This window comes from Mycolicibacterium sp. XJ870, from assembly GCF_053483975.1.
The window spans coordinates 328,379-353,649 of the sequence record NZ_JBEFTI010000004.1 but is presented as its reverse complement, the minus strand read 5'-3'; the positions used below and the strand labels follow the sequence as shown (position 1 = coordinate 353,649).

Here is a 25,271-nt window from a genome sequence, read left to right as displayed (position 1 = left end):
CCAATGAGACAGTGGACGGATGTACTTCGTCGGACTCGACCTCGCGTGGGGCGAGAAGAATCAGACCGGTGTCGCGGCGGTCGACGCCGAGGGGCGGCTCCTGCACATCGGGGTGGCCGAGGACGACGACAGCATCGCCGCGGCCGTCAAGCCGTATATCAGCGGCGACTGCCTGGTTGCCATCGATGCGCCGCTCATCGTCAAGAACCCGACAGGCCACCGACCGTGCGAGCGGGAACTGAACCGAGACTTTCAGCGATTCGACGCCGGAGCCCGCCCGGCGTTCACCGAACGGCCTGAGTTCAAGCACCCGCGGGGCGCACGTCTGGCGTCGGCGCTCGGACTCGACATGGATCCGTCCTCACCCTCGGGCCGCCGGGCGATCGAGGTCTACCCGCACCCGGCGACCATCGTGCTGTTCGGGCTCGACAAGACCTTGAAGTACAAGCGCGGCGCCTTCGGCGACCGGCATCGCGAGCTGCTGAAGCTGATGACCCACATCGAGGAGCTCGACGCGGCCACGCCGCGACTGCGCGCCAACCGAAGCGTCAGCTGGGTCGAACTGCGCAGGCGGATCGAGGCCGCCACCCGGCCGGGCCAGCTGGACCGCGATGAGGACCCGGTGGATGCCCTGCTGTGCGCCTACATCGCGCTGTACTGGTATCACCGGCCCGAAGACGTGACGATCTACGGTGACGTCGCGTCGGGTTACATCGTGACCCCGTCCCTGCCCGCCGATCGGCTCCCGCGGATTCGAACCGCTCCCGCGCGCGAACCGGCCCCGTCGGCCGCTGTCGCCGAGTACGCAGCGAGACGGCCGGGGCTGGTGGCCGCTACCGACCAATACCTCACGCTGGTCACCGGACTGCTCGACGAGGCGGGCATCAACTACCTCAGCATCACCGCGCGCACCAAGAGCGTCGAATCGTTCGCCGCGAAGGCCGACCGCCGCACCGCCGACGGCACGCGGCTCTACACCGACCCGCTGGTGGAGCTCACCGACCAGATCGGACTGCGCGTCATCACCTATCTGCGTGAGGATGTCGGCGCGGTGGCGAACCTCTTGGCCGAGGAGATGCGGCTGCTCGATGACCGCGACATGGGGCAGGAGACGGCGCGCGCCGGGCAGTGGGGCTACGCCAGCAGGCACCTGCTCGTCGGGGTCGAGGGCGTGCAGCAGCCCGCGTCCATCCAGGTACGCACCGTGCTCCAGCACGCGTGGGCGGAGTTCGAGCACGACATCCGCTACAAGGGCTCGATACCGGCTTCTCACGCGCCGGAACTCGATCGACGCTTCACCCTTGCCGCCGGGCTGCTCGAGCTGGCCGACCGTGAGTTCACCGAGATCCGGGACCGATTGCGCAGCACCATGACCGAGGATGAGAGCGACTTCTCGACCGACGCGCGCATTCCCACCCCGGTACTCGCGACTTATCTCGGACACCGCTACGCCGACGCCGGGTGGTCACGTACCGACCACTACGGATGGATCTCCGGGCTGTTGGCGGAATTGGGGATTGCCTCGCTGCATGAGTTGACGCAATTGCTGGACTCCATCGACGAGGATGCCGTCAATGAGGCCATGGGGTACCGGTATCCGGCCGGTGCGGTGCGCCGCCTGGACGACGCACTGCTGGCCCTGTTCACCGACCGCTACCTCGGCCTGCAAGGCAATGCGCATCGAATTGAGCTCCTGCAGAACAGGATCGAGAAGCTACGCGCGACGTCCTAGGGCGCGTCGCTCAGGTGTGTCGGGTCGATGACGCCGGGTCCGCGGATTCCGAGCTGACGGTTGATCAGCGTGGTGATGCCGAACAACACGATCCCGATCAGAATGAGAATCCCGGCCAGCAGGTACTGCTGAGCCGGGCGGCCGGAGAACGGCAACACCAGGTACGCCGACGCGAAGAACCCGATGACCGGCAGTACCGTCGGCGTCTTGAAATGCCCGCCCTCTGCCCGAACATCGCGACGCAGCACCAACACCGCGACGTTGACCATCGCGAAAACCGCGAGCAACAACAGCGAGGTGGTGCCGCCGAGCACCGCGATGGCGTTGCTGTTGGCGAAGGCCGACACGTAGAAGATCAACCCGAACGCGATCAGCGTGGTGAACCCGATCGCCACCCACGGAGTGCGCCGCGTGGGATGCACGGAGCCCAGCACCGGCGGTAGCACGTGCTGACGGGACATGCCGTATATGAGCCGGCTCGCCATGAGCATGTTGATCAATGCGGTGTTGGACACCGCGAACATCGAGATGATCGGCAGGATGTCCTCGATGGGCAGTCCGGGTGCTCCGGCCTTGACGACCTCGACCAGCGGAGTCTCGCTGTCCGCCAGAACTCCGACCGGCACCAGCGCCACCGCGACGATGGCCACGATGACGTAGACGACGCCGGCGATGGCCAGACCGGACAGCAGCACCTTCGGGAAGATCCGTACCGGATCCTTTGTCTCCTCGGCCATGTTGACCGAATCTTCGAAGCCGACCATCGCGAAGAACGCCAAGGACGTGGCGGTCGTGACCGCGAGGAAGGTGCCCTTGTCTTCGGGGGTGTCGAAGGCGACGACGCGCGCGAAGTCCACCTCCGCGGCGCCACCGGTGAATGCCCACAGCCCAACCAGGATCACCAGCGCCAGGCCGGTGATCTCGACGAAGGTGAGAAAAACGTTGAGTTTCACGCTCTCGCCCACGCCGCGATAGTTCACAACTGCGATGAACGCCATGAACAGCAGTGCCAACGCCACCACGCCGGCCTTGCCCCAGCTGATGTCGAATGCGGTGAAGAAGTTGGCCGCGAAAAACCTGGAAGCCGTTGAGGCCGAGGTGATTCCGGAGCACATGACCACGAACGCCACCAGAAAGGTGACGAACTGGATGCCGAAAGCCTTGTGTACGTACAGCGCTGCGCCGGCGGCCTGCGGGTACTTCGTGACCAGCTCCAGATAACTGAACGCCGTGATGGTGGCGATCAGGAAAGCGACCAGGAACGGAAGCCACGCTGCGCCACCGACTTCCTTGGCGACCTGACCGGTCAGGGCGTACACGCCCGTGCCGAGAATGTCTCCGATGATGAACAACAGCAGCAGGCCGGGGCCCATCACGCGCCGCAGTTGCGGTTGTTCTTCAACGGTTTCGGGTTGAGGCATTCCCCCTCCTTCGCTCGGTCAGACGCGTAGCGCCCGATCGTCGACGGGTGCAAGCACGTCGATCACATCGATCAGCGTGGCGCGGGCACTGGCTCTCGGCCCGTCCCCGTCGTCCACCAGCGATGCAACCACGGCGCCGTCGACAGCGCACACCAAAGCGGTGACCAACTCAGCCCGAACAGAACGTCCCGACCGCTCCACCACCTCGACGACGGCGTCCGTCCGCTCCTGCAGGATCCGGCGTTGGATGTCGCGAAGGCCGGGTTGACGCGCGCAGGCGATGTAGCGCTCGTAGCGGGAGATCAGTTGCTCGGTGACACGTGTTTCGGGTGATTCACCGACCAACAGATCCACCAGGATGTCCGCTGTCGACTCGGCCCCGCGGCGCCGCCGGGACAGCGTGGCCACCCCGACCCGCAACTGCTCGGCTTCCCGCGTGCCGATGTACTCGACGGCCTTCGCGATGAGATCGTCCAGCGACGAGAAGTAGTAGGTTGTCGACGCCAGCGGCAGGCCCGCCCGCCGCGCCACCGCACGATGACGGACGGCGTCGAAGCCACCCTCGCACAGCAATTCTGCGGCCGCCCTCACGAGGGCGTACCGCCGACGCTCCCCCTTTGGAGTGACCGCTGCTGTCACGTCTTGCATGCTGCCAGCCAGGGGCCTGTCACATCGGGCTTTTGGCAGATCATCAGGCTTTACTCAGCTTTTGCACCAGCGATAGCGCCATTGACGAATGCCGATGTCGGCGATGGCAAGATGGCCCGCATGCCTACCTTGAGCCGTCGCGCAGTTCTGCGCCTCGGCGTCGGTGCGGCCGCCGGTGCGGCCGGTGCCTTCGCCCTCGGATCAGTCCCCGCCGCGGCGGCACCGACGTACCTCACGGGCTCGTTCGTGTCGGCCGCGCGCGGCGGGGTGAGCACCAACTGGGCGATCGCCCGCCCGCCGGGCCACACCGGACCGCTACGCCCCGTCATAGCACTGCACGGCAAAGGTCAGGACGCCGCAGAGGTGATGGCAGGCGGGGTGGAACAGGGCCTCGCCGAGGCCGTCGCGGCGGGCCTGCCACCGTTCGCTGTCGTCGCAGTCGACGGAGGCGGAAGTTATTGGCACAAGCGCGCATCCGGGGAGGACTCCGGGGCCATGGTGTTGGACGAGTTGATCCCGACGCTGGGCGAGCAGGGTCTGGACACCTCGCGGGTGGCGTTTCTGGGCTGGTCGATGGGCGGCTACGGCGCCCTGCTGCTGGGTTCGCGGCTCGGCCCGGCACGCACCGCGGCGATCTGCGCGGTCAGCCCCGCGCTGTGGACGTCATCCGGGGCCGCCGCGCCCGGCGCCTTCGACAGCGCCGAGGACTATGCCGCCAACAGTGTGTGGGGGCAGCCGGCGCTCGGGTCGATTCCGGTCCGGATCGATTGCGGCAACAGCGATCCGTTCTATTCGGCGACCGAGCAGTTCATTGCGCAGCTGCCGAATCCGCCTGCCGGCGGCTTCTCACCCGGCGGCCATGACGGCGGTTTCTGGAGCTCCCAGCTGCCCGCTGAGCTGGCCTGGATGGCCCCACTGCTCGTCGCCTGATCCTTTACCGACTACAGGGTGACGCGGCCTTCGGCGGCGGCCAGGCCGATATCGCTGCGAAAGTGGCTGCCGGGCAACCGGATCGACTTGATCAGCGTGTACGCGGCGTCACGTGCGGCCAGCAGGTCGGCACCGGTGCCGACCACCGACAGCACCCGGCCACCGGAGGACACCACGGCGCCGTCGTCGCGGCGGGCGGTTCCGGCGTGTAGCACGCCGTCGGCCTCCGAACCGTGGATGACGTCGCCGACGCGCGGCCGGCCCGGGTAGTTCTCCGCGGCCAGTACCACCGTGACCGCGAACTCGTCGCGCCACTGCAGTTCACCGAACGAGGCCAACTCGCCGGTTGCGGCGGCCCGCAGCAGCTGCCCCAGCGGTGAATCCAGCAGGGCCAGCACGGATTGGGTCTCCGGATCGCCGAAGCGGCAGTTGAATTCGACCACGGCAGGTCCGTTGCTGGTCATCGCCAAGCCTGCGTAGAGGAGCCCGGAAAATGAGTTGCCACGCGCAACCAGTTCAGCCGCAACGGGTTTGACGATCTCGTCGACGATCTGGGTGGTCACGGCCTCGGGCAGCCAGGGCAGCGGCGCGTAGGCGCCCATGCCGCCGGTGTTGGGCCCGGTGTCACCGTCGCCGACCCGCTTGAAATCCTGGGCGGCCAGCAGCGGCACGACGGTCTCGCCGTCGACCACACAGAACAGCGAAACCTCCGGACCGTCCAGGAACGATTCCAACAGCACCGGGTGCCCGGCGTCGAGCAGGCTGGCGGCATGCGCCCGCGCGGCGTCGCGGTCGGTGGTCACCACAACGCCCTTTCCTGCGGCCAGGCCGTCGTCCTTGACCACCCACGCGGCCTGCCCGGCGGAAGGGCCGAACCGGTCCAGCGCCGCGTCCAGGCGAGCCGGGGTGTCGACGATCTCGCTGCCGGCGGTGCGCACCCCGGCCGCGGCCATCACGTCCTTGGCGAACGCCTTCGAGCCCTCGATGCGGGCGGCGTCCTTGGTCGGGCCGAAGCATGCGATCCCGGCGGCCCGCACGGCGTCGGCGACCCCGAGCACCAGCGGAACCTCGGGTCCGACCACAACGAGGTCGCTTCCGAGCCGTTGGGCCAGCTTCACGACGGCCTCACCAGAGGTGATGTCGACGTCGTACTGGTCGGCGATGATCTCGGTCCCGGCATTGCCGGGGGCTACCGCCAGATCGTCGACTTCCGGGTCCCGACGCAGGGCGAGGAGCAGGGCGTGTTCACGGGCACCTGATCCGATCACGAGGACGCGCACGGTGGTCAAGCGTAGCGGCAAGACCTCGGGCATACACCTGACGCCGGGGTGTATGGTCGTCATCAGACGTGTCCGTCGTCACACGAGGAGATGGTTCGACTTGACCACGATGAGCGCCTGCCCCTTCGGAGCCGGGTATGACTTCACCGACCCCGACGTCCTGCTGCAGGGCATTCCGATCAACGAATTCGCCCAGCTGCGCAAAACCGCTCCGGTGTGGTGGAACGAGCAGGGCGAATCGATCTTCGACGACGGCGGCTACTGGGTGATCAGCCGCCACGACGACATCAAGACCATCTCCCGCAACAGCGGCGACGTCTGGTCCACCAACGCCAAAGGCGCGGTGATGCGGCTGCCCGAAGGGGTCACCGCCGACCAGCTCGACCTCACCAAGGCGTTGCTGATCAACCACGACGCCCCCGAGCACACCCGGCTGCGCAAGATCGTCTCGCGACTGTTCACCCCCCGGGCGGTGGCCGCGCTGGAGGAGAAGCTCGCCGTCGCAGCGCGGGAGATCGTCGCCGCCGCCAAGGAGAAGGGCAGCGGCAATTTCGTCGACGACGTCGCGATGAGCCTTCCTCTGCTCGCGATCGCCGACCTGATCGGCGTGCCCGAGGCAGACCGCGAAAAGCTGTTCCACTGGACCAACGCCATCATGAACACCGACGATCCGGATTTCGACAGCGATCCGACGGTGGCCAACGCCGAGCTCATGGGCTACGCCTACACCATGGCCGAACAGCGCAGGCAGTGTCCGGCCGACGACATCGTCACCCGTTTGGTGCAGGCCGACGTCGATGGAGAATCTCTCGGTGAGGTGGAGTTCGCGTTCTTCGTGATCCTGCTGGCGGTGGCCGGCAATGAGACCACCCGCAACGCCATGACACACGGCATGAACGCATTCTTCGAAAACCCCGATCAGTGGGAGCTTTTCAAGCGGGAACGGCCGGTCACCGCGGTCGACGAGATCGTCCGCTGGGCCACCCCGGTGCACTGCTTCCAACGCACCGCCGTGGCCGACACCGAGATCGGTGGCGTGACCGTGCGTGCGGGGCAGCGCGCCGGGTTGTTCTACAGCTCGGCAAATTATGACGAGGACGTCTTCGAGGATCCGTTCCGATTCGATATCCTGCGCGATCCGAACCCCCACCTGGGCTTCGGCGGCAACGGCGCGCACTTCTGCATCGGCGCCAATCTGGCCCGCATGGAGATCAAGCTGATGTTCAACGAGATCGCCGACCAGATTCCCGACATATCCAAACTGGGTGAGCCGCAACGGCTTCGGTCCGGATGGATCAACGGGGTCAAGGATCTGCAGGTCGCCTACACCTAGCTGGACGACGATCAAGCGGCGAGGTACGAGCCGCGTTGAGGAGTCCAGCCATAAAACTAGTGCAATAGGATGCCGGGGTGCGCACCCACGGCTGGGCCGGCTCAGCACCGGCGACTGACGACGAGGCCGTCGCACGGATTCTGACCGCCGCGGGCAAGGCGATCGACGAACGCGGCGCCGAGTTCAGCATCGCCGACGTCGCCAGAACCCTCGGCGTCACCCGGCAAACCGTCTACCGGTACTTCCCCAGTACAGACGCTCTCCTGGTGGCCGCCGCGGTGCATGCCGCCGGCGACTTCCTGAATCGGTTGGCCGCCCACCTGCATGGCATCACCGAACCGGTCGAGGCGGTCACCGAGGCGATCGCCACCGCGCTGGAGTGGTTACCGCAGGACAAGCACATCGGTCTGCTCATTGCTCCCGGACGGCCGAACGCACACACCGAATCCGTGACATCCGATGTGGCCGTGGACTTTGCGCGGGCGATGCTGCGAAAGTTCGACGTGGATTGGGCCGGGCTCGGATACCGCGACGCCGATCTCGACGAGCTGGCCGAGCATCTGCTGCGGATCATCCAGTCGTTCGTCATCGATCCCGGCCGTCCACCGCGCACGGGTGAGGCGCTGCGAAGTTACCTGCGGCGATGGGTCGGTTCGGCTGTGCTCACACCACCGTCAACGGCAGCGACTTCCGGGGCTCGAACACAAACGACGCCCCGCCGCTGATCTTCGCCACCGCAACCTCACCGAATTCTTTTGCCGCAGTTTCAGTTTCAATCACCCGGGCAGTCCATTCGGTATCCGACCCGATGACCTCGACATCGAGGTGGGGATCGACGGCCGCGACGATGGCCTGCAAGGGCCTGGCCTCGGCCGGCGAAACCAACGACACCCACGCGCCGTCCTCATGCGCGGGCGAACGGCGGACCGACACGGTGTCGGGTCCGAACTCGGCCGCGACGTAGGCGGCGGGATTGAACAGCGGGTGCAGTTGCAGCACGCGCAGCGCACCCTCGATGCCACCGGGCAAATCCAGTGCTCGGTGGATCCTTTCGGCGCCGAGGCCTGCCACGCCGATCAGCTGTTTGGTGCAGATGTCGGTCGCCAGTGCGGTATCGGTGCCGGCACGCTTGCCGACCGCGAGGATGAACGACAGATTCAGCAGGTGCATCTGCAGGCACACCTCGTCGGCAATGCGGACCAACGCTGAATGCGAGAACGCGGCGAAGTCGAGGTCCGACAACAACGGCCCGGAGTAGTCGGCCTGCCCTTCGTCCGCGGGGTCGATCGGATCGAGTTCGGTTCGGGCAGCGCGGGTCCGGTTGATCACATCGAGCGCCGGGATGTCCGGTACTTCGGGATAGGACTCGTCGATGATGACGGTCCACGCGCAGTGGGGGTGCCGGTCGGCCGGCGTGCGGGGCGGCCGGTGGACCGGACGTACCTGGCACTTGCGGTTGGTGGCCAGCGCGGTCGCATCGAACGTCGGATCCTCGATGTCGTGGCACATGCCGCGCACATACTCCTCGCCCATCGGCTCGACGTCGAGCAGGGCGCCGCAGTGGTCGAGGTGAAACTCGCCGTGCCAACGGTCGTGCACGGTGTAGCGGAAGTCCATGAACTGCGGCGGCGCGCCGATGTCCAGCTGTAGACCCTTGAAGATCGTGATGACGTCGACGCCCTCGTACTTGAGCGCCTTCTGCATCCGCCTGGTGTAGACCGGGCTGGAGGCCGCCCACTCCTCGATGGCGATCTGCAGCATCTCTTGACGGCCGAAATTGCTGATGCACCAAGCCATTCCGGACCGGTCTATCATCTGGCCCATCAGCAGCAACTCGGGAACCAGCGTGACCAGCTGATCGTGCGAGAGCGCGGCGTACCTACTCATCGTCAAGCGTCTTTCCTGTACTCATCCTGATGGCGGCGTTGACGTTCGCTTTCTTGTCTTCGCCCCGCCCCTTCTCCGCTGCCTTCTTGCGTTGAGCCGCAACCTTTCCGACCACGCCGTTGAGCCCCGAGCCGCGCGGGAAGCCCACGTAGTGCGTGAGAAAGATCGCCATCTCCTTCAGTTCTTCCTCGGAGAGTTCGCCATTGGCCAGCGCGGCGTTCACCTGAACCTCGGCCAGACCCTGTTCACCGAGAGCCGTCACGACCGCCAGCGTCATCAACCTCTTGTCACGCATCGACAGACCCGGGCGGGTCCAGATGGTGCCGAAGAGGTGGTCGACGGTCAGATCGAAGTACGGATCGCCCTCGATGTTCGGCATCTCCCACGAATAGACCTCGTTCATCTTCTCGAGGCCCTTGCGGCGAACTTCGTCCACGATCTCAGCTCCTCTCGTGCGGCACGCCGAGGCCGTCGGCCAGCCGCTGCAACGCCACCTGTGCCAACGGAAGGTCAACTCCCACAGCATCCCCCATCCCGAGGGCCAGGCTCAGATCTTTCTCGCCGAGCCCACGCGTGTGCGTGAACGCATCGTAAAGCCAATGGTCCGGTGTCAGTGCAGCCATGTCCTCGCGCACCATGATCGCCCCCGGCCCGCCCGTCAAAGCGTCGGTGTGTCGGACGACCCGGCCCAGGGCCCCCAGGTCCAGCCCGGCCGCCTCGGCCAGTCTCATCGCCTCGCACGCCGCGGCATACGAGGTGAAGGTCAACATGTTGCGGGCCAGCTTCATTCGCGTCCCTGCACCAGGTTCACCGGCATGGATCACCATGGACGCGAACTGCTTGAACGCGGGCTTGATCCGCTCGTAGACCGGACGCTCGGCGCCCACCATGATCGCCAGTTCGCCCTTGTCCGCGGCTCCCCCGCCACCGCTGACCGGGGCGTCGACGATGTGGATGCCCTGCGGTTTGAGCTGGGCCGCCAGCTCGATGGCCGTCTCCGGGCTGATCGTGGAATGGATGGCGATGACGGTGTCCGGCTTGGCTTTTGCCGCCAACTGGCCCACCACGTCGCGCACCTGCTCGTCGTTGAGCACCGTGACGCTGATGATGTCGGCGTCAGCCACGTCGGCCACGCTGTCGGCCAACGTCGCACCCAGCTCGGCCAGCGGCGTCATCGCCTCGGCACGCACGTCGTACACGGTGACCCCACCCGGCCAGTCGACCAGACGTTTGGCCATGGGGGCGCCCATATTGCCCAGGCCGATGTAGCCCAATGTCAGATCGGTCATGACCGGATGATCTGTCCGCCGTCGACATTGAAGATCTGCCCGGTGATCCAGCTGGCCTGATCGGACAGCAGGAACAGGCACATGCCGACCAGGTCCTCGGGCTGCCCCATGCGCGACAGCGGAATGCCCTTGACGATGTCGGCCACCATCTCCTGCGGGGTGGTGGTCCGGTTGGCCTCGGTGTCGATCGGCCCGGGGGCGATGGCGTTGACCCGGATGTTCTGCCCGCCCAGCTCGGTGGCCAGCTGCTGGGTCAGACCGTTGACGCCGACCTTGGCCAGCCCGTAGAAGTTCGAGTACATCCACGCCGCGGTCGAAGACTGGTTGACGATCGCCCCGCCGCCGCGCTTGGCCATCTTGCGGTACACAGCGCGGGTGCACACCAGCGCGCCGTCGAGGTTCACGCTCATGAACTTCTTGTAGTAGTCCCAGTCGACGGTGAGCAGGAAGTCCAGCTTCATGCCGCCGAAGATCGCGGCGTTGTTCACCAGGTAGTCGATGCCGCCGAACTCCGAAAGTGTCTGTGCCGCCATATCTTTGGCGGAGTCGATGTCAGACACGTCCACCCGCACCGCGAGCGCTGTGCCGCCCTCGCCCTTGATGCCGTCGACGACCTTCTGGGCGCCCTCGGTGTTGATGTCGGCCACCACCACCGCCGCACCCTCGCGCGCCAGCGCTTCGGCGTAAACCTGCCCGATCCCGCCGCCGGCGCCGGTGACGATCGCCACCTTGTTCTCGAACTGTCCCATTGAGCTTCTCCTTAGTTGGCTTTCAGAAAATCAGGCCAGGGTCGCGATGGTCTTGATCTCGGTGTATTCCTCGAAGCCGGCCAGGCCCATCTCCCGGCCGACCCCGGACTGCTTGTAGCCGCCGAACGGCGCGTCTGCCGAATACCAGATGCCGCCGTTGACGTTGACGGTGCCGACCCGCATCCGCGTGGCCACTGCCTGGGCCCGGTCGTCGTCCCCGGAGAACACCGTGCCGGACAACCCGTACGGCGAATCGTTGGCGATGCGCACCGCGTCGTCGTCGCCGTCGTGGGCGATCACGGTCAGCACCGGCCCGAAGATCTCCTCACGCGAAACCCGGGCGGTGTTGTCCAGCCCGGCGATCACGGTCGGTTCGATGTAGTAGCCGGTGTCCAGGTCGGCGGGACGCCCACCGCCGCAGGCGAACCGGCCACCTTCGGCAAGAGCCAGGTCCAGGTAGGACTGCACCCGGTCCCGCTGGCGCGCCGAGATCAACGGCCCGCACACCGTGCGCTTGCTGTTCGGATCGCCAGGCTTGATCGACCCCAAAGTCGCCGCCGCAGCCTCAACCGCCTCGTCGTAGTGTGCCCGCGGAACGACCAGTCGGGTGGTGATGGCGCACCCTTGCCCGGCGTGCATCGCGACGGTGAACGCCGCCATCGAGCACGCGCCGGCCAGATCGGCGTCGTCGAGCACCAGGAAAGCCGATTTGCCACCGAGTTCCAGGAACACCTTCTTGAGCGTCAGTGCCGCGTCGGTCATCACCGCACGACCGGTCGCCGTCGACCCGGTGAACGAAACCATGTCCACCCGTGCGTCTTTCGACAACATCGCGCCCACAGCGTGGTCGCTGGAGGTGACGACGCTGATCACGCCCGGCGGGAAATCGGTCTGCTCGGCGATGATGTGGCCGATGGCCGCAGCGGCCCACGGAGTGTCCGGGGCCGGCTTGAGGATCAGCGTGTTTCCGGCGGCCAGCGCCGGCCCGACCTTGGCCAGGTTGATCTGGTGCGGGAAGTTCCACGGGGTGATCGCACCGACGACGCCGACGGCTTCGCGCGCCACAACCCGGTTGGTCGGAATGCCCTGCGGTGTCGCATGCCCGAGATCGGTTCGCCACTGGTAGTTCTCGGCAGTGTCGGCGGAGAACGCCAGATCGTCGATCGGACCTTCGAGCTGAGCGCCCGAGGTGAGCATGCGGGGCGCCCCGACCTCTGAGATGGTCAGCTCGCGTAGATCTTCGACGTTCTCGCGCAAGGCATCCCGCAGCTGGCGCAGGCACCGCACCCGCAGCGCGGTGTTCGTCGACCAGTCGGTGTCGTCGAACGCGCGTCGCGCTGCCTCGATTGCGTTGCCCATGTCCTCGGCGTTGGCGTCGGCGGCGACGCCGAGCACTTCCTCGGTCGCGGGGTTGACGGTGTCGAACACGCCGCCACCGCCGGCGACGAGCTTGCCGTCGATGAGCAGTTGACTCTGGCGATCGGCCAGTACCGGCATCGGTGAACTCCACTTCACGAATTCTGGACAACTGTCCGGCTGTCTCGCCTCGAACGATAGCCTCAGATCACGCCGAGCCGCAAGAGTACCCACAAGGCAGGACCCGCCGGCGCATGAGATAGGCGCTCTGTCCAGGCATTTACCACTCCGCACTTGCCCAACGCCCACTTCGTCGGATAACTTGGACATGTGTCCAGCGATGCCGTGGCGGCAGTCACAGAGTCAGTCACCGAGACAGCCACAGAGACACCGCGCAACCGCCGCCAGGAGGAGACGTTCCGCAAGGTTCTCACCGCCGGGATCGAGATGCTGCGGGAGTCCTCGTATGCCGATCTCACGGTGCGCGCCGTTGCCGCGCGCGCCAAGGTCGCGCCCGCAACTGCCTATACCTATTTCTCGTCGAAGAACCACCTGATCGCCGAGGTCTATCTGGACCTCGTCCGGCAGGTCCCCTACTTCACCGATGTCAACGACTCCATGACCACCCGCGTCGACAAGGCTGTGCGGGCTCTGACCATGGTCGTCGCGGACGAACCGGAAGTCGCCGCCGCCTGCACCACCGCACTGTTGGGTGGGGGCAGCGATCCGGCGGTGCGCACGGTCCGGGACCGCATCGGCGCGGAGATTCACAAGCGCATCCGCTCGGCTGTCGGCCCTGACGCCGATTCGCGCGTTGTGTCCGCGCTGGAGATGACGTTCTTCGGCGCGCTGGTCAATGCCGGCAGCGGCGCCTTCACCTACCACCAGATCGCCGACCGCCTGACTTATGTGGTTGGCCTCGTCTTGGGAGAAGACAAATGAGCTTGGAAACCGTCGATCTGATACTCGACCCATACAGTTACGACTTTCACGAGGACCCGTACCCGTATTACAAGCGCCTGCGCGACGAGGCACCGCTGTACCGCAACGACGAGCTCAAGTTCTGGGCCCTGTCCCGGCATCAGGATGTGCTGCAGGGCTTCCGCAACAGCACCGAATTGTCCAACAGGCACGGCGTTTCGCTGGACCCGATCTCGCGCAACGACGAAGCCCACCGGGTGATGTCGTTCCTGGCCCTCGACGATCCGGCCCACCTGCGGTTGCGCACTCTGGTATCCAAGGGCTTCACTCCGCGGCGCATCCGCGAGCTGGAAGGCCGGGTCACCGAGATCGCCGTGCAGCACCTGGACGCCGCGCTGCAATCTGAAAGCTTCGACTACGTCGACGATTTCGCGGGCAAGTTGCCGATGGACGTGATCTCCGAGCTCATGGGCGTGCCCACCGAGGACCGCGTACGGATCCGCGCACTGGCCGACGGGGTCATGCACCGCGACGACGGTGTCGCCGATGTGCCCGCCGAGGCGATGCAGGCCTCTGCCGAGCTGCTGATGTACTACGCCGACATGGTCAAGCAGCGACGCAGGAAACCGAGCGATGATCTGACCTCGGCGCTACTGGAAGCCGAGATCGACGGGGACAAGCTCACCGACGACGAGATCATGGCGTTCCTGTTCCTGATGGTCGTCGCCGGGAACGAGACGACGACGAAACTCCTTGCCAACGCGGCATATTGGGGCTTCAAGAACCCCGACCAGCTGACCCCGGTGTTCGATGACCATGAGCTGATCGCGCCGTGGGTGGAGGAGACCTTGCGCTACGACACCTCGAGTCAGATCCTGGCCCGCCTGGTGGTCGAAGATCTGACGCTGTACGACACCACCATCGGCGAAGGCGACGTGCTGTTGCTGCTGGCCGGCTCGGCCAACCGCGACGAGCGGGTCTTCGCTGATGCCGACGAATACCGCATCGGCCGCGATATCGGCTCGAAGCTGGTGAGTTTCGGTAGCGGTGCCCACTTCTGCCTGGGCGCGCACCTGGCCCGTATGGAAGCCAGGGTGGCGCTCGCCGAGTTGTTCAAGCGAATCCGCGGATACGAGGTGGACGAGGCCAACGCCGTCCGCGTCCACTCGAGCAATGTCCGCGGATTCGCTCACCTTCCGATCACTGTGGAGAAACGATAAATGGCCCGTTTTGAACCCCATCCTGACCGCAGGCCCGCGATCGTGGCCGGCGCCTCGTCCGGGATCGGTGCCGCCACCGCCACCGAACTGGCCGCCCACGGCTTCCCGGTGGCGCTCGGCGCCCGCCGGGTGGAGAAGTGCCAGGAACTGGTCGACGAGATCAAAGCCGGTGGCGGCGAGGCGATTGCGCTTCCGCTGGATGTCACCGACGCCGATTCGGTGAAGTCGTTCGTACACGGCGCCACCGAAGCACTCGGCGATATCGAGCTTCTGGTCGCCGGCGCCGGTGATACGAATTTCGGCCGGTTGCACGAGATGAGCACCGACGAGTTCGAGTCGCAGATCCAGATCCACCTGATCGGTGCCAACCGGATGGCCACTGCGGTGCTGCCCGGCATGGTCGAGCGTCGGCGTGGGGACGTCATATTCGTCGGCTCCGACGTGGCCCTGCGGCAACGTCCGCACATGGGCGCCTACGGCGCTGCCAAGGCGGGGCTGGTGGCCATGGTGACCAACCTGCAGATGGAGCTGGAAGGCACCGGGGTACGGGCCTCGATCGTGCATCCCGGCCCCACCAGGACGTCGATGGGCTGGAGCCTGTCCGCCGAGAAAATCGGTCCCGCCCTTGAGGATTGGGCCAAGTGGGGACAGGCCCGTCACGACTATTTCCTGCGTGCCGCCGATCTGGCCCGCGCCATCACGTTCGTCGCCGAAACACCAAGGGGCGGGTTCATCGCCAACCTGGAGATCCAGCCCGAGGCGCCGTTGGCCGATGTCAAGGACCGCCAGAAGCTCGCGCTCGGTGAAGAAGGGATGCCTGGGCAATGACGATCACCAAAGAGGTACAGCGCGTTTCAGGTGGCGAAGAAGAGCACGGTCACCTTGAGGAGTTCCGCACCGATCCGATCGGCCTGATGAAGCGAATCCGCGAGGAGTGCGGAGATGTCGGCTGGTTCCAGCTCGCCGACAAGCAGGTGCTGCTGCTGAGCGGCGCGGAGGCCAACGAGTTCTTCTTCCGCTCCAGCGACAGCGAGCTCAACCAGGCCGAGGCCTACCCGTTCATGACCCCGATCTTCGGCGAGGGTGTGGTGTTCGACGCCGATCCCGAACGCCGGGCCGAGATGCTGCACAACACCGCCCTGCGCGGTGAACAGATGAAGGGCCACGCCGCGACGATCGAGCGGCAGGTTCGCGGGATGATCGAGAACTGGGGCGAGAGCGGAGAGATCGACCTGCTCGACTTCTTCGCCGAGCTGACCATCTACACCTCGACGGCCTGCCTGATCGGCGAGAAGTTCCGCAACCAGCTCGATTCGAGGTTCGCCAACTACTACCACCTGCTCGAACGCGGCACGGATCCGCTCTGCTACGTCGACCCCTATCTGGACATTGAGAGCTTCCGGGTTCGCGACGAGGCCCGGGCCAACCTGGTTGAGTTGGTGCAGGAGGTGATGAATGGCCGGATCGCCAACCCACCGACAGACAAGAGCGATCGTGACCTGCTCGACGTGCTGGTGTCCATCAAGGACGACGACGGCAATCCGCGGTTTTCGGCCAACGAGGTCACCGGCATGTTCATCTCGCTGATGTTCGCCGGCCATCACACGAGCTCCGGCACCTCGTCATGGACGCTGATCGAACTGCTGCGCCATCCGGAGTTCTACGCAAAGGTCCAGCAAGAACTCGATGACCTCTACGCCGATGGCCAGGAGGTGAGTTTCCATGCGCTGCGCCAGATTCCGAACCTGGACAACGCGCTCAAGGAGACGCTGCGGATGCATCCACCGCTCATCATTCTGATGCGGGTGGCCCAGGACGAGTTCGAGGTGGCCAGCCATCCGATCCACAAGGGTCAGATGGTGGCAGCCTCCCCGGCCATCTCCAACCGCATCCCCGAGGACTTCCCCGAGCCGGACGCCTTCAACCCGAACCGTTACGAGAAGCCGCGTCAGGAAGATCTGATCAATCGTTGGACCTGGATCCCATTCGGCGCCGGTAAGCACCGCTGCGTTGGCGCTGCGTTCGCGCAGATGCAGATCAAGGCGATTTTCTCGGTTCTGTTGCGCGAGTATGAGTTCGAGATGTCACAGCCGCCCGAGAGCTATCAGAACGACCATTCGAAGATGGTGGTCCAGCTGGCCCGTCCGGCCAAGGTGCGCTACCGCAGGCGGGTGTCCGGCGGGCAGGAGCGAAGCGACCGGGGAATCGGGTAGGAGCACCCATGGGCTGCTACCGCGTCGAGGTCGACGCCGACCTCTGCCAGGGCCACGCGATGTGCGAACTGGAGGCTCCTGATGTGTTCTCGGTACCCAAACGCGGCACCGTCGAGATCATTGATTCCGAGCCGCCCGACGAGATCCGTGAAGACGTCGAGCGGGCAGTCGAAATGTGTCCCACCCAAGCATTGTTCATCAAAGAGAAAGGCTGACAATGGCGTCATTCGAGCGTGCACAACTTGAGGACTGGGTCGAGCGCTGGCTCGCGGCCAACGTCGAGGCCGAGAAGGCCGGCGACTGGAAGCCGTTGGCGGACTTCTACGCCGACGATGCCACCTACGGCTGGAACATCGGCCCGAAGGAAGACGTGATGTGCGTCGGCCTGGATGAGATACGGGAAATCGCTTTGGGTTTGGAGATGGCGGGCCTGGACAACTGGACCTACCCGTACCAAAAGGTGATCATCGACGACAAGCAGGGCGAGATCGTCGGCTTCTGGAAGCAGGTCGCCACCGACGCCGACGGGGCCCAGGAGGAGATCTACGGAATCGGGGGCAGCTGGTTCCGGCTGACCCAAGTGGACGAAGAGCCCAAGATCGAATGGCAGCGCGACTTCTTCGACTTCGGCCACGTCCAGAAGCTGTATCTGAATCTGATGAAGAGCGGCAAACTCTCCGAAGGCATGCAGAAGCGCATCGAACGCAGCCTGGCCGGTGAAAAGCTCCCCGGGTACTACCCGCTGGGCGAAGCCCCCGTCCCGATTTGGTAATCCCGGCCAAGCAGTTGCTTGGGGGTGGGTGTGACCCACGCAACTATTGGCTCTAGTCTGTGGTCACTGGCTCTAGTGAAAGGCACATGTCGATGAAGACAAAAGGCGCTCTCATCTGGGAGTTCAACCAGCCGTGGTCGATCGAGGAGATCGAGATCGGTGATCCCGTCAAGGATGAGGTCAAGATCCAGATGGAAGCGTCTGGAATGTGCCACTCCGATCACCACCTGGTCACCGGCGGCATCCCGATGGGCGGCTTCCCGGTGCTCGGCGGTCACGAAGGCGCCGGCATCGTCACCGAGGTCGGCCCCGGCGTCGAGGGCATCGAGCCCGGTGATCACGTGGTGCTGTCCTTCATCCCGTCCTGCGGTGCGTGCCCCTCGTGTCAGGCCGGCCTGCGCAACCTCTGCGACCTCGGCGCGGGTCTGCTCGGCGGCCAAGCGGTTTCCGACGGCACCTTCCGCATCCAGGCCAAGGGCCAGAACGTATTCCCGATGACCCTGCTGGGCACGTTCTCGCCGTACATGGTGGTGCACAAGAGCTCCGTGGTGAAGATCGACAAGTCCATCCCGTTCGAGGTGGCCTGCCTCGTGGGCTGCGGCGTCACCACGGGCTACGGCTCGGCGGTGCGCGCGGGTGACATCCGCCCGGGCGACGACGTCGCAGTCATCGGAGTCGGTGGTGTCGGCATGGCGGCGCTGCAGGGTGCGGTCAACGCCGGTGCCCGGCACATCTTCGTGGTCGACCCGGTGGAGTGGAAGCGTGACCAGGCGCTGAAGTTCGGCGCCACCCACGTCTACCCGGACGCCGATTCCGCGATGGCCGGCATCGCCGAGGTCACTTGGGGTCTCATGGCCAAGAAGGTGATCGTCACGGTCGGCGAACTGCACGGCAAAGATGTCGACACCTACCTGAATCTCACCAGCAAGGGCGGCACCTGCGTGGTGACGGCCATCGGCAGTCTGATGGACACCAACGTCAACCTGAACCTGGCGATGCTGACGCTGATGCAGAAGAACCTGCAGGGCACCATCTTCGGCGGCGGCAACCCGCACTTCGACATTCCGCAGCTGCTGAGCATGTACAAGGCGGGCAAGCTCAATCTGGACGACATGGTCACCCGCCAGTACAAGCTGGAGCAGATCAACGACGGCTACAAGGACATGCTGGAGGGCCGCAACATTCGCGGCATCATCCGCTACACCGACGCCGACCGTTAGGCCTCACCTGATATGACTGAGACCCAAGAGCTTTCACCCGTCGTCACCGCATCTCAATCCTCCTGGCGCTGCGTGCAGTCCGGAGACAGAGACGGCTGGCTGGCGTTGATGGCCGACGACGTCGTGATCGAGGATCCGATCGGCGAAGCCGTCACCAACCCGGACGGCACCGGTGTGCGCGGTAAGGACGCCGTCGCGGCCTTCTACGACGCCAACATCGGCCCGAACCAGCTGACGGTCACCTGCGAGGAGACGTTCCCGTCGAGCTCGCCGACCGAGATCGCCTATATTCTGGTGCTGCACACCAGGTTTCCGAACGGCTTCACCGCGACCGTGCGCGGGGTGTTCACCTACAAGGTGAATGACACCGGGCTGATCACGAACCTGCGCGGTTACTGGAACATGGATGCGATGAAATTCGGTCAGGACGCTGAGGAAGGCGAAAGCTGACCGGTAGCCCGCTGGCCGGTCGCGGCGCGGTGGTGGTCGGTGGCACCCGCGGCATCGGCCTGGCGGTCGCCGAACTGCTGGCCGGCCAGGGTGCGGGTGTGGTGGTCAGCGGTCGTGATGCGACCGCTGCCACATCCGCAGCCGAGCGGATTTCCGGTGTGGCACATGCTGGTTCACCGTCCGATCCGGCGGTGGCTGATGCGCTCGTCGAGACGTGCATACGGGAGTTCGGCCGCATCGACATCCTGGTGAACTGTGCGGGCACCGCCGAGCCGGCGGGATCCTCGATCCTGAATGTGAGCAGTGCACAGTTTCGGGATCTGCTCGACGCGCATCTCGGCACGGTGTTCGAAACCTGCCGGGCCGCGGCACCGAAGATGGTGGCCCAAGGCGGCGGGGCCATCGTCAACACCAGCTCGTTCGCGTTCCTCGGAGATTACGGCGGCACCGGCTACCCTGCCGGCAAGGGTGCCGTCAACGCGCTGACATTGGCGATCGCCGCGGAACTCAAGGAACACCAAGTGCGGGCCAACGTGGTGTGCCCGGGCGCCAAGACCCGGCTGTCGTCCGGTTCGGACTACGAGCAGCACATCGCCGAGTTGAACCGGCGCGGGCTGCTCGACGACGTGAGCACCCAGGGCGCGTTGGACGCCGCATCGCCGGAGTACGTTGCGCCGACGTACGGCTATCTGGTCAGCGACGCGGCACGTGACGTGACCGGCCGGATTTTCATCGCGGCAGGCGGATTCTTCGGCGAATTCAGCCGTCCCTCACCGGGTTTCATCGGTTACCGCGACCATCATGACGCACCGCCGTGGACTGTCGACGAGCTGCACGGACTGATCGGAAAGTCCTGAGCTCAGGACGCCCGCAGCTCACGCTTGGCGGCCTCACGGGCAAGTAGGCGGTCGCGCTGTTCCTCGAATTTGGACACCTTCGTCTCGAGGTCTTCCAAGTAGAGCGCCAACTGGTCACGGCGTGCCTCGCCGCGCGCACTGAAGTCCGTGCGCTCGAAGATGCGCCATTTGCGCAGAGTCGGCATCACCACTTCCTCAAGGTGCTGCCGAAGGTCGTAGATGCCGTGTTTGGCCATCAGCACACCGTTGCGGCGGAAGTCAGGCATCCCCTGGCCAGGCATCCGGAAATTCTCGACAACACTCGCCACCCCGTCGAGGGCTTGGTCGGGGGCGAGGTCCAGCGCTGCACCACACATGTTGCGGTAGAAGATCATGTGCAGGTTCTCGTCGGCGGCGATCCGCTGCAGCAACCGGTCGGCGATCGGATCGTCACACACTTTGCCCGTATTGCGATGGCTGACCCGAGTGGCGAGTTCCTGAAAGGTGACGTACGCGATCGACATGAGGAATGGGCTGTCGTTCTTCTCCAGTTCCTCGGCCGTCGCGGTGAAGCCGTTGGTGACGTGTTCGACGCGGGCACGCTCGAGCGCGACGAGATCGACGCCACGGGTGACCACCAGATAGTCGCGCAGGGCGATGCCGTGGCGATTCTCCTCAGCCGTCCAGCGGCCGACCCATGTGCCCCACGCTCCGTCGAGAGAGAAGCTGTCAGCCGCTTCCCGGTGGTAGGAGGGCAGGTTGTCCTCGGTGAGCAGGTTGGTGATCATCGCCGCCCTGGCGACCTCCCCCAGCTGCGATTGCTCAGGGGACCAGTCCGTGCCGCCGGTCGCCGCGAAATTGCTGCCGCTGTCCCACGGCACGTAATCGTGTGGGTACCAGTCCTTGGTGGTCGCCAGGTGCCGGTTGACGTTGGCCGCAGCTACTGGCTCGAGTTCCTCAAGCAGCGCGGCATCGCTCAACTCCTTGTGCATGTGCCTCTTTCGACCGGACGTATCAGTATTTGTCTATCTACGGGTTCTTCCTAGCCGAATACGCAGCAAACACAGAGAACACTAGTGCATGCTGAGTGGTTTCGTTCTCAACGACTCCGCCACAGCAGTGTGTACATTGCGCGAAGCATTCTGTTCTAGCGCTCGGCCCCAGGGCATGACCCGCGTTCGAACCGGCGCCCCCGCCGTGTCGATCTGGCATCGTGCCGGACGGGCAACTTGAGCGCCCGGTAGTACGTCAGCACGACCCGGTCATCGCCCTGCGGTGACTCCGAGCACGAGAAGTACGTCCACCCGTCCGAGCCACGTTCTGCGAGCTCAGGGTGGTCGACTACCTCCCACCAGTTGTCGGCGGACACGTCCAGGTCGATCCACTCGTATCGGGCGTCATGTGCGTCCGGGACAGCTGGATCGTCACCGGTGGCTTCCCATTTGACCGCGTCGGTCACAAGCGGGCACTCCTCGCGCAGGATTTACTAAGGCACACTAGTTAAGCTGGCGTTTGTTCCGTACGCAATGAGACGGAGAACTCAGTCTGAGCGACCCTCACTATGCTCGGAGCCATGGCGACCGTGTTCACGAAGATCATCAACGGAGAACTGCCCGGCCGATTCGTCTATGAGGACGACGAGAACGTGGCGTTCTTGACGATCGCCCCGATGACCCAGGGTCACACCCTCGTGGTTCCGCGCGCCGAGATCGACAACTGGCAGGACGTCGAACCCGCCGTGTTCGGCCGGGTGATGGAGCTGTCACAGCTCATCGGCAAGGCGGTGTGCAAGGCGTTCGACGCCCAGCGTGCCGGGGTGATCATCGCCGGCCTGGAGGTGCCGCACCTGCACGTCCACGTGTTTCCCGCCTACAACCTCACGGACTTCGGGTTCGCCAACGTCGACAACAACCCGTCGGCGGAATCCCTCGACGAGGCGCAGGCGAAAATCAAAGCCGCACTGGCAGATCTGCAATCCGCGGCAAGCTGACCGTGAACCGGCACCCTTGCCCCGGCGCCGTGGTGACCGACACCGTCCCGCCGTGGGCATAGACCAGGGAATCGACGATCGACAGGCCCAGTCCGGTGCCACCGCTGGCCCGGGTTCGCGACGAGTCGGCCCGGTAGAACCGTTCGAAGACGCGTCGCGCATCCTCCTGGCTCATGCCGGGCCCCTCGTCACACACCTCGATGACAGCATTGTCACCTTCGGTGCCGACGCGCACGGTGATGCCCGCGGTGTCCGGCGTGTGTTGCACCGCATTGGCCACCAGATTGCCCAGCACCTGACGTAGCCGGGCCTCGTCGCCGAGCACCTCCGGAGTGCCCGGGCCGTCGAACACCTCCATCGTGACCTTGCGGGTCGGGGCGATCGACTGGGCGTCGTGCACGGCGTCGGTGGCCAGCGCGAGCAGGTCGACCCGGTGCTGGTCGAGCGGTCGTTGCGCGTCGACCCGTGCGAGCAGCAGCAGATCCTCGACCAACAGGCCCATCCGCCTGGACTCGCTCTCGATCCGGCCCATCAACATCTCGACGTCGCGGGCCGCGCCCTGGCGGTACAGCTCGGCGAACCCACGGATCGTGGTCAGCGGAGTGCGCAGCTCGTGACTGGCGTCGGTGATGAACCGTCGCATCCGTTCTTCCGATGTGCGCGCCTGCTCGGCGGAGGAATCCGACGCGGCAACGGCCTGTTGGATCTGCGCCAGCATCCCGTTGAGCGCCAACGAAAGTCGCCCGACTTCGGTGCGCGGATCGCGCTCAGGCACGCGGCGATCGAGCTGTCCGGCGGCGATGGCCGCGGCTGTGCGTTCCACCTCGGCCAGCGGTCTCAGGCTGCGGTGCACGACGGCATATCCGACGACCCCGAGCACCAACAGCACCGCGGCGCCGATCCCGGCCTGCGACCAGACCAGCGCGCGCACCGACGACTGCACTTCGGAAAGGTCGATCGCGACGGTGGTCAACCCACCCGACGGGCCGCGCACGGTCATCGCCCGCCACTGCACGTCGGAGTCGTCGATCGAGCCGACGGTCACCGGGGTGGGGCCGACGTCGTTGTCGTCGGGCAGCGCCGGTTCGGCCTCGCGGTCGTTGACCGCGGTCCAGGTGCGGCCATCCTCGTCGACCCCACGGACGTAGAAGTTCGAGGGCGGACGGGCCGGATTGGGGCCCTCCACCGGCGTCGACGGCATCCGGCGCGGCGCCTGCGCCCAGCTCCGGGAGGCGTCGAGCAGTGTCTGATCCACCCGGCTGAGCTCGGTGTGGCGCATGATCGACGTCACCGCGATACCGGAGGCGAGCAGTCCGCACGCCACCAGCACGAGTGTGGCGGCAACCAGCCCGACCCGCAGCGGCACGCCGCGAGCTCTCATCGCCCCATTATCAGCGCGGCTCGCGCAAAACGTACCCGACGCCGCGCAGGGTGTGCAGAAGACGCTTGTCGCCGGTGTCGATCTTGCGGCGCAGGTAGGAGACATAGGACTCGACGACGTTGACGTCACCGCCGAAGTCGTAGCGCCAGACGTGGTCGAGGATCTTGGGCTTCGACAGCACCGTGCCCGCATTGATGATGAAGTAGCGCAGCAGGGTGAACTCGGTGGGTGACAGCGAAACCGGCTCGCCGGCCTTCCACACCTCGTGGGTGTCCTCGTCGAGTTCGATGTCGGCGAAGGACAACCGGGCACTGCGGGGTTCTTCGACGCCCCGACCCGACCGGCGCAGGATCACCCGCAGCCGTGCCACCACCTCTTCCAGGCTGAACGGCTTGGTCACATAGTCGTCGCCGCCGAGGGTCAGGCCGGCGATCTTGTCCTGCAGGCTGTCGCGTGCGGTCAGGAACAGAGCGGGGGCCTCGACGCCGTCGGCGCGCAGGCGGCGCAGCAGCCCGAAACCATCCATGCCCGGCATCATCACGTCGAGGATCACCGCGTCGGGACGGATCTCGCGGGCCTTGTCCAGAGCCGCTGCGCCGTTGGAGGCCGTGTGTACCTCGAAGCCCTGGAACTTGAGGCTGACGGACAGCAGCTCCACGATGTTGGCCTCGTCGTCCACGACGAGAACCCTGGCTTCCGGGACGCTCTCAGGCAGTACAGGCATGGCCATTCCGCAATGTTGACGCTATCGCTTGGGGTAATCCTGCATGCCAGCTGTGCACTTCCTGTGAGTTTTGCTGTGATCGCACTCACCTAGACTGACCCCATGAACCTCGGCAGAACCCTCGTCCAGGTTGCCACCGCGCCGGTGCGCATCGGACTTGCCGTAGCCGACGCCGGCCTCGGGCTTGCCGGCGAGACACTCAATGCAGTCCAGCGCAGCATCGGTGACGCCGGCCCGTCGAATGGCAGGTCATCGGTGGCGCACATGTTCGGACTCGACGACGCTGTCGAGCGGGCGAATCGGCTGGCGCGCCTCATGGATGACGACGCGCCGCTGGGCCGGGCGCTGGCACCGGACGGGCCGATCAATCGTTTGCTACGGCCGGGTGGTCTCGTCGATCAGCTGACCACCGAGGGCGGGCTGCTGGACCGGTTGACCGCGGAGAACGGCGCCGTTGCGCGGGCCGTGGCGCCGGGCGGGCTGATCGACCAGGTGACGATGGAGGGCGGGTTCCTGGATCGCATGACCACCGACGACGGCGCGCTATCGCGGGTCATTGCGCCGGGTGGACTGGCAGATCAACTGCTCGCCAACGACGGGCTGATCGAGCGGGTGCTGCGCGAGGATGGCGTGGCTGACCGCCTGCTGGCCGAAGGCGGACTGCTCGACACACTGACCGATCCCGACGGCCCGCTGCTCAAACTCGCCGATGTGGCCGACACCCTCAACCGGCTCGCTCCCGGGCTGGAAGCACTCGCGCCCACGATCGACGCATTACACGACGCGGTCGTCACCCTCAGCCAGGTCGTCAACCCGCTCAGCAACATCGCCGACCGGATCCCGCTGCCTCGCCGTTACGGCAAGCGCACCGCGCCCAGGCCGGTCGTGTCGCAGCGAATTGTCGACGCCGACGAGTGAC

Annotated in this window: 27 protein-coding genes; 15 read left to right on the top strand and 12 right to left on the bottom strand. The window is 65.6% G+C overall.

Going from position 1 to position 25,271, the window contains the following annotated elements:
- The first annotated feature begins 19 nt into the window (after positions 1-19).
- Complete coding sequence (gene relZ, locus ABQF30_RS18980; protein WP_448466552.1) at positions 20-1,732, top strand: bifunctional ribonuclease/(p)ppGpp synthase; 1,713 nt, start codon at positions 20-22, stop codon at positions 1,730-1,732.
- On the opposite strand, the gene ABQF30_RS18975 is transcribed toward relZ, so the two are convergent.
- Together ABQF30_RS18975 and ABQF30_RS18970 are read right to left on the bottom strand one after the other, a co-directional pair.
- Positions 1,729-3,153, bottom strand: a complete 1,425-nt coding sequence (locus ABQF30_RS18975; RefSeq protein WP_448466550.1) for an APC family permease — start codon at positions 3,151-3,153, stop codon at positions 1,729-1,731. The genes relZ and ABQF30_RS18975 overlap by 4 nt on opposite strands.
- Before the next feature lie 18 nt (positions 3,154-3,171).
- The gene (locus ABQF30_RS18970) at positions 3,172-3,801 is read right to left on the bottom strand and encodes a TetR/AcrR family transcriptional regulator (protein ID WP_448466548.1); all 630 of its coding nucleotides are present in this window, start codon (positions 3,799-3,801) and stop codon (positions 3,172-3,174) included.
- 111 nt (positions 3,802-3,912) lie between these two features.
- On the opposite strand from ABQF30_RS18970, the gene ABQF30_RS18965 reads away from it, so the two are divergent.
- A complete protein-coding gene (locus tag ABQF30_RS18965) occupies positions 3,913-4,731 on the top strand; it encodes an alpha/beta hydrolase (RefSeq protein ID WP_448466546.1) in 819 nt (272 codons plus the stop codon).
- 11 nt (positions 4,732-4,742) lie between these two features.
- Here ABQF30_RS18965 and purD read toward each other — a convergent pair whose 3' ends face one another.
- Positions 4,743-6,011, bottom strand: a complete 1,269-nt coding sequence (purD, locus tag ABQF30_RS18960; RefSeq protein ID WP_448466544.1) for a phosphoribosylamine--glycine ligase — start codon at positions 6,009-6,011, stop codon at positions 4,743-4,745.
- Positions 6,012-6,120: 109 nt separating this feature from the next.
- On the opposite strand from purD, the gene ABQF30_RS18955 reads away from it, so the two are divergent.
- Positions 6,121-7,344, top strand: a complete 1,224-nt coding sequence (locus ABQF30_RS18955) for a cytochrome P450 (protein ID WP_448466542.1) — start codon at positions 6,121-6,123, stop codon at positions 7,342-7,344.
- 77 nt (positions 7,345-7,421) lie between these two features.
- Complete coding sequence (locus tag ABQF30_RS18950) at positions 7,422-8,069, top strand: TetR/AcrR family transcriptional regulator (protein ID WP_448466540.1); 648 nt, start codon at positions 7,422-7,424, stop codon at positions 8,067-8,069.
- Here the strand turns inward: ABQF30_RS18950 and ABQF30_RS18945 are convergent.
- Genes ABQF30_RS18945 through ABQF30_RS18925 form a run of 5 tightly spaced genes read right to left on the bottom strand, consistent with a single transcriptional unit; the run spans position 8,008 to position 12,766 of the window.
- Positions 8,008-9,231: a hypothetical protein gene (locus ABQF30_RS18945; RefSeq protein ID WP_448466538.1), complete on the bottom strand. Its 1,224-nt coding sequence runs from the start codon at positions 9,229-9,231 to the stop codon at positions 8,008-8,010. The genes ABQF30_RS18950 and ABQF30_RS18945 overlap by 62 nt on opposite strands.
- Complete coding sequence (locus ABQF30_RS18940) at positions 9,224-9,667, bottom strand: carboxymuconolactone decarboxylase family protein (protein ID WP_448466536.1); 444 nt, start codon at positions 9,665-9,667, stop codon at positions 9,224-9,226. The genes ABQF30_RS18945 and ABQF30_RS18940 overlap by 8 nt, the downstream gene beginning before the upstream one ends.
- Before the next feature lie 4 nt (positions 9,668-9,671).
- On the bottom strand, positions 9,672-10,520 hold the full coding sequence (locus ABQF30_RS18935) for an NAD(P)-dependent oxidoreductase (RefSeq protein ID WP_448466534.1): 849 nt from the start codon (positions 10,518-10,520) through the stop codon (positions 9,672-9,674).
- Positions 10,517-11,269, bottom strand: coding sequence for an SDR family oxidoreductase (locus tag ABQF30_RS18930; protein ID WP_448466532.1), 753 nt, complete (start codon positions 11,267-11,269; stop codon positions 10,517-10,519). Before ABQF30_RS18930 ends, ABQF30_RS18935 begins: the two co-directional genes overlap by 4 nt.
- A 30-nt stretch (positions 11,270-11,299) precedes the next feature.
- A complete protein-coding gene (locus ABQF30_RS18925) occupies positions 11,300-12,766 on the bottom strand; it encodes an aldehyde dehydrogenase (RefSeq protein WP_448466530.1) in 1,467 nt (488 codons plus the stop codon).
- Positions 12,767-12,955: 189 nt separating this feature from the next.
- On the opposite strand from ABQF30_RS18925, the gene ABQF30_RS18920 reads away from it, so the two are divergent.
- The 9 genes from ABQF30_RS18920 to ABQF30_RS18880 all read left to right on the top strand — a co-directional run bounded on the left by ABQF30_RS18920 (position 12,956) and on the right by ABQF30_RS18880 (position 20,278).
- Entirely contained in the window at positions 12,956-13,567 is a 612-nt protein-coding gene (locus tag ABQF30_RS18920) for a TetR family transcriptional regulator (RefSeq protein ID WP_448466528.1), read from the top strand.
- Positions 13,564-14,766, top strand: coding sequence for a cytochrome P450 (locus ABQF30_RS18915; protein WP_448466526.1), 1,203 nt, complete (start codon positions 13,564-13,566; stop codon positions 14,764-14,766). The genes ABQF30_RS18920 and ABQF30_RS18915 overlap by 4 nt, the downstream gene beginning before the upstream one ends.
- Positions 14,767-15,594 carry an SDR family oxidoreductase gene (locus ABQF30_RS18910; RefSeq protein ID WP_448466524.1) on the top strand — a complete coding sequence of 276 codons (828 nt, stop codon included), beginning with the start codon at positions 14,767-14,769 and terminating at the stop codon, positions 15,592-15,594.
- Entirely contained in the window at positions 15,591-16,979 is a 1,389-nt protein-coding gene (locus tag ABQF30_RS18905) for a lanosterol 14-alpha demethylase (RefSeq protein ID WP_448466522.1), read from the top strand. The genes ABQF30_RS18910 and ABQF30_RS18905 overlap by 4 nt, the downstream gene beginning before the upstream one ends.
- An 8-nt stretch (positions 16,980-16,987) precedes the next feature.
- Complete coding sequence (locus ABQF30_RS18900) at positions 16,988-17,194, top strand: ferredoxin (RefSeq protein ID WP_448466521.1); 207 nt, start codon at positions 16,988-16,990, stop codon at positions 17,192-17,194.
- Positions 17,195-17,196: 2 nt separating this feature from the next.
- Positions 17,197-17,751, top strand: coding sequence for a Cif family virulence factor (locus tag ABQF30_RS18895; protein ID WP_448466519.1), 555 nt, complete (start codon positions 17,197-17,199; stop codon positions 17,749-17,751).
- A gap of 92 nt (positions 17,752-17,843) precedes the next feature.
- Positions 17,844-18,971: an NDMA-dependent alcohol dehydrogenase gene (locus ABQF30_RS18890; RefSeq protein WP_448466613.1), complete on the top strand. Its 1,128-nt coding sequence runs from the start codon at positions 17,844-17,846 to the stop codon at positions 18,969-18,971.
- Positions 18,972-18,983: 12 nt separating this feature from the next.
- Complete coding sequence (locus ABQF30_RS18885; protein ID WP_448466517.1) at positions 18,984-19,421, top strand: nuclear transport factor 2 family protein; 438 nt, start codon at positions 18,984-18,986, stop codon at positions 19,419-19,421.
- A gap of 29 nt (positions 19,422-19,450) precedes the next feature.
- On the top strand, positions 19,451-20,278 hold the full coding sequence (locus ABQF30_RS18880; protein ID WP_448466515.1) for an SDR family NAD(P)-dependent oxidoreductase: 828 nt from the start codon (positions 19,451-19,453) through the stop codon (positions 20,276-20,278).
- 2 nt (positions 20,279-20,280) lie between these two features.
- Here ABQF30_RS18880 and ABQF30_RS18875 read toward each other — a convergent pair whose 3' ends face one another.
- Both ABQF30_RS18875 and ABQF30_RS18870 read right to left on the bottom strand, forming a co-directional pair.
- Entirely contained in the window at positions 20,281-21,249 is a 969-nt protein-coding gene (locus tag ABQF30_RS18875) for an acyl-ACP desaturase (RefSeq protein WP_448466513.1), read from the bottom strand.
- A gap of 155 nt (positions 21,250-21,404) precedes the next feature.
- The gene (locus ABQF30_RS18870; protein WP_448466511.1) at positions 21,405-21,716 is read right to left on the bottom strand and encodes a hypothetical protein; all 312 of its coding nucleotides are present in this window, start codon (positions 21,714-21,716) and stop codon (positions 21,405-21,407) included.
- Between the two features lie 114 nt (positions 21,717-21,830).
- Between ABQF30_RS18870 and ABQF30_RS18865 the strand changes: the two genes are divergently transcribed.
- Positions 21,831-22,247: an HIT family protein gene (locus ABQF30_RS18865; RefSeq protein WP_448466509.1), complete on the top strand. Its 417-nt coding sequence runs from the start codon at positions 21,831-21,833 to the stop codon at positions 22,245-22,247.
- On the opposite strand, the gene ABQF30_RS18860 is transcribed toward ABQF30_RS18865, so the two are convergent.
- Entirely contained in the window at positions 22,207-23,628 is a 1,422-nt protein-coding gene (locus ABQF30_RS18860) for a sensor histidine kinase (RefSeq protein ID WP_448466507.1), read from the bottom strand. The genes ABQF30_RS18865 and ABQF30_RS18860 overlap by 41 nt on opposite strands.
- Positions 23,629-23,638: 10 nt before the next feature.
- Positions 23,639-24,358, bottom strand: a complete 720-nt coding sequence (locus ABQF30_RS18855) for a response regulator transcription factor (RefSeq protein WP_448466505.1) — start codon at positions 24,356-24,358, stop codon at positions 23,639-23,641.
- A gap of 96 nt (positions 24,359-24,454) precedes the next feature.
- Here ABQF30_RS18855 and ABQF30_RS18850 point away from each other — a divergent pair, with 96 nt between their 5' ends.
- Positions 24,455-25,270 carry a hypothetical protein gene (locus ABQF30_RS18850; protein WP_448466503.1) on the top strand — a complete coding sequence of 272 codons (816 nt, stop codon included), beginning with the start codon at positions 24,455-24,457 and terminating at the stop codon, positions 25,268-25,270.
- Position 25,271: the final 1 nt, after the last annotated feature.

Coding starts and splice junctions, on each gene's coding strand:
- relZ (WP_448466552.1), top strand. CDS start 20: ATGTACTTCGTCGGACTCGACCTCGCGTGGGGCGAGAAGAATCAGACC.
- ABQF30_RS18975 (WP_448466550.1), bottom strand. CDS start 3,153: ATGCCTCAACCCGAAACCGTTGAAGAACAACCGCAACTGCGGCGCGTG.
- ABQF30_RS18970 (WP_448466548.1), bottom strand. CDS start 3,801: ATGCAAGACGTGACAGCAGCGGTCACTCCAAAGGGGGAGCGTCGGCGG.
- ABQF30_RS18965 (WP_448466546.1), top strand. CDS start 3,913: ATGGCCCGCATGCCTACCTTGAGCCGTCGCGCAGTTCTGCGCCTCGGC.
- ABQF30_RS18955 (WP_448466542.1), top strand. CDS start 6,121: ATGAGCGCCTGCCCCTTCGGAGCCGGGTATGACTTCACCGACCCCGAC.
- ABQF30_RS18945 (WP_448466538.1), bottom strand. CDS start 9,231: ATGAGTAGGTACGCCGCGCTCTCGCACGATCAGCTGGTCACGCTGGTT.
- ABQF30_RS18935 (WP_448466534.1), bottom strand. CDS start 10,520: ATGACCGATCTGACATTGGGCTACATCGGCCTGGGCAATATGGGCGCC.
- ABQF30_RS18930 (WP_448466532.1), bottom strand. CDS start 11,269: ATGGGACAGTTCGAGAACAAGGTGGCGATCGTCACCGGCGCCGGCGGC.
- ABQF30_RS18925 (WP_448466530.1), bottom strand. CDS start 12,766: ATGCCGGTACTGGCCGATCGCCAGAGTCAACTGCTCATCGACGGCAAG.
- ABQF30_RS18915 (WP_448466526.1), top strand. CDS start 13,564: ATGAGCTTGGAAACCGTCGATCTGATACTCGACCCATACAGTTACGAC.
- ABQF30_RS18910 (WP_448466524.1), top strand. CDS start 14,767: ATGGCCCGTTTTGAACCCCATCCTGACCGCAGGCCCGCGATCGTGGCC.
- ABQF30_RS18905 (WP_448466522.1), top strand. CDS start 15,591: ATGACGATCACCAAAGAGGTACAGCGCGTTTCAGGTGGCGAAGAAGAG.
- ABQF30_RS18900 (WP_448466521.1), top strand. CDS start 16,988: ATGGGCTGCTACCGCGTCGAGGTCGACGCCGACCTCTGCCAGGGCCAC.
- ABQF30_RS18895 (WP_448466519.1), top strand. CDS start 17,197: ATGGCGTCATTCGAGCGTGCACAACTTGAGGACTGGGTCGAGCGCTGG.
- ABQF30_RS18890 (WP_448466613.1), top strand. CDS start 17,844: ATGAAGACAAAAGGCGCTCTCATCTGGGAGTTCAACCAGCCGTGGTCG.
- ABQF30_RS18885 (WP_448466517.1), top strand. CDS start 18,984: ATGACTGAGACCCAAGAGCTTTCACCCGTCGTCACCGCATCTCAATCC.
- ABQF30_RS18875 (WP_448466513.1), bottom strand. CDS start 21,249: ATGCACAAGGAGTTGAGCGATGCCGCGCTGCTTGAGGAACTCGAGCCA.
- ABQF30_RS18865 (WP_448466509.1), top strand. CDS start 21,831: ATGGCGACCGTGTTCACGAAGATCATCAACGGAGAACTGCCCGGCCGA.
- ABQF30_RS18860 (WP_448466507.1), bottom strand. CDS start 23,628: ATGAGAGCTCGCGGCGTGCCGCTGCGGGTCGGGCTGGTTGCCGCCACA.
- ABQF30_RS18855 (WP_448466505.1), bottom strand. CDS start 24,358: ATGGCCATGCCTGTACTGCCTGAGAGCGTCCCGGAAGCCAGGGTTCTC.
- ABQF30_RS18850 (WP_448466503.1), top strand. CDS start 24,455: ATGAACCTCGGCAGAACCCTCGTCCAGGTTGCCACCGCGCCGGTGCGC.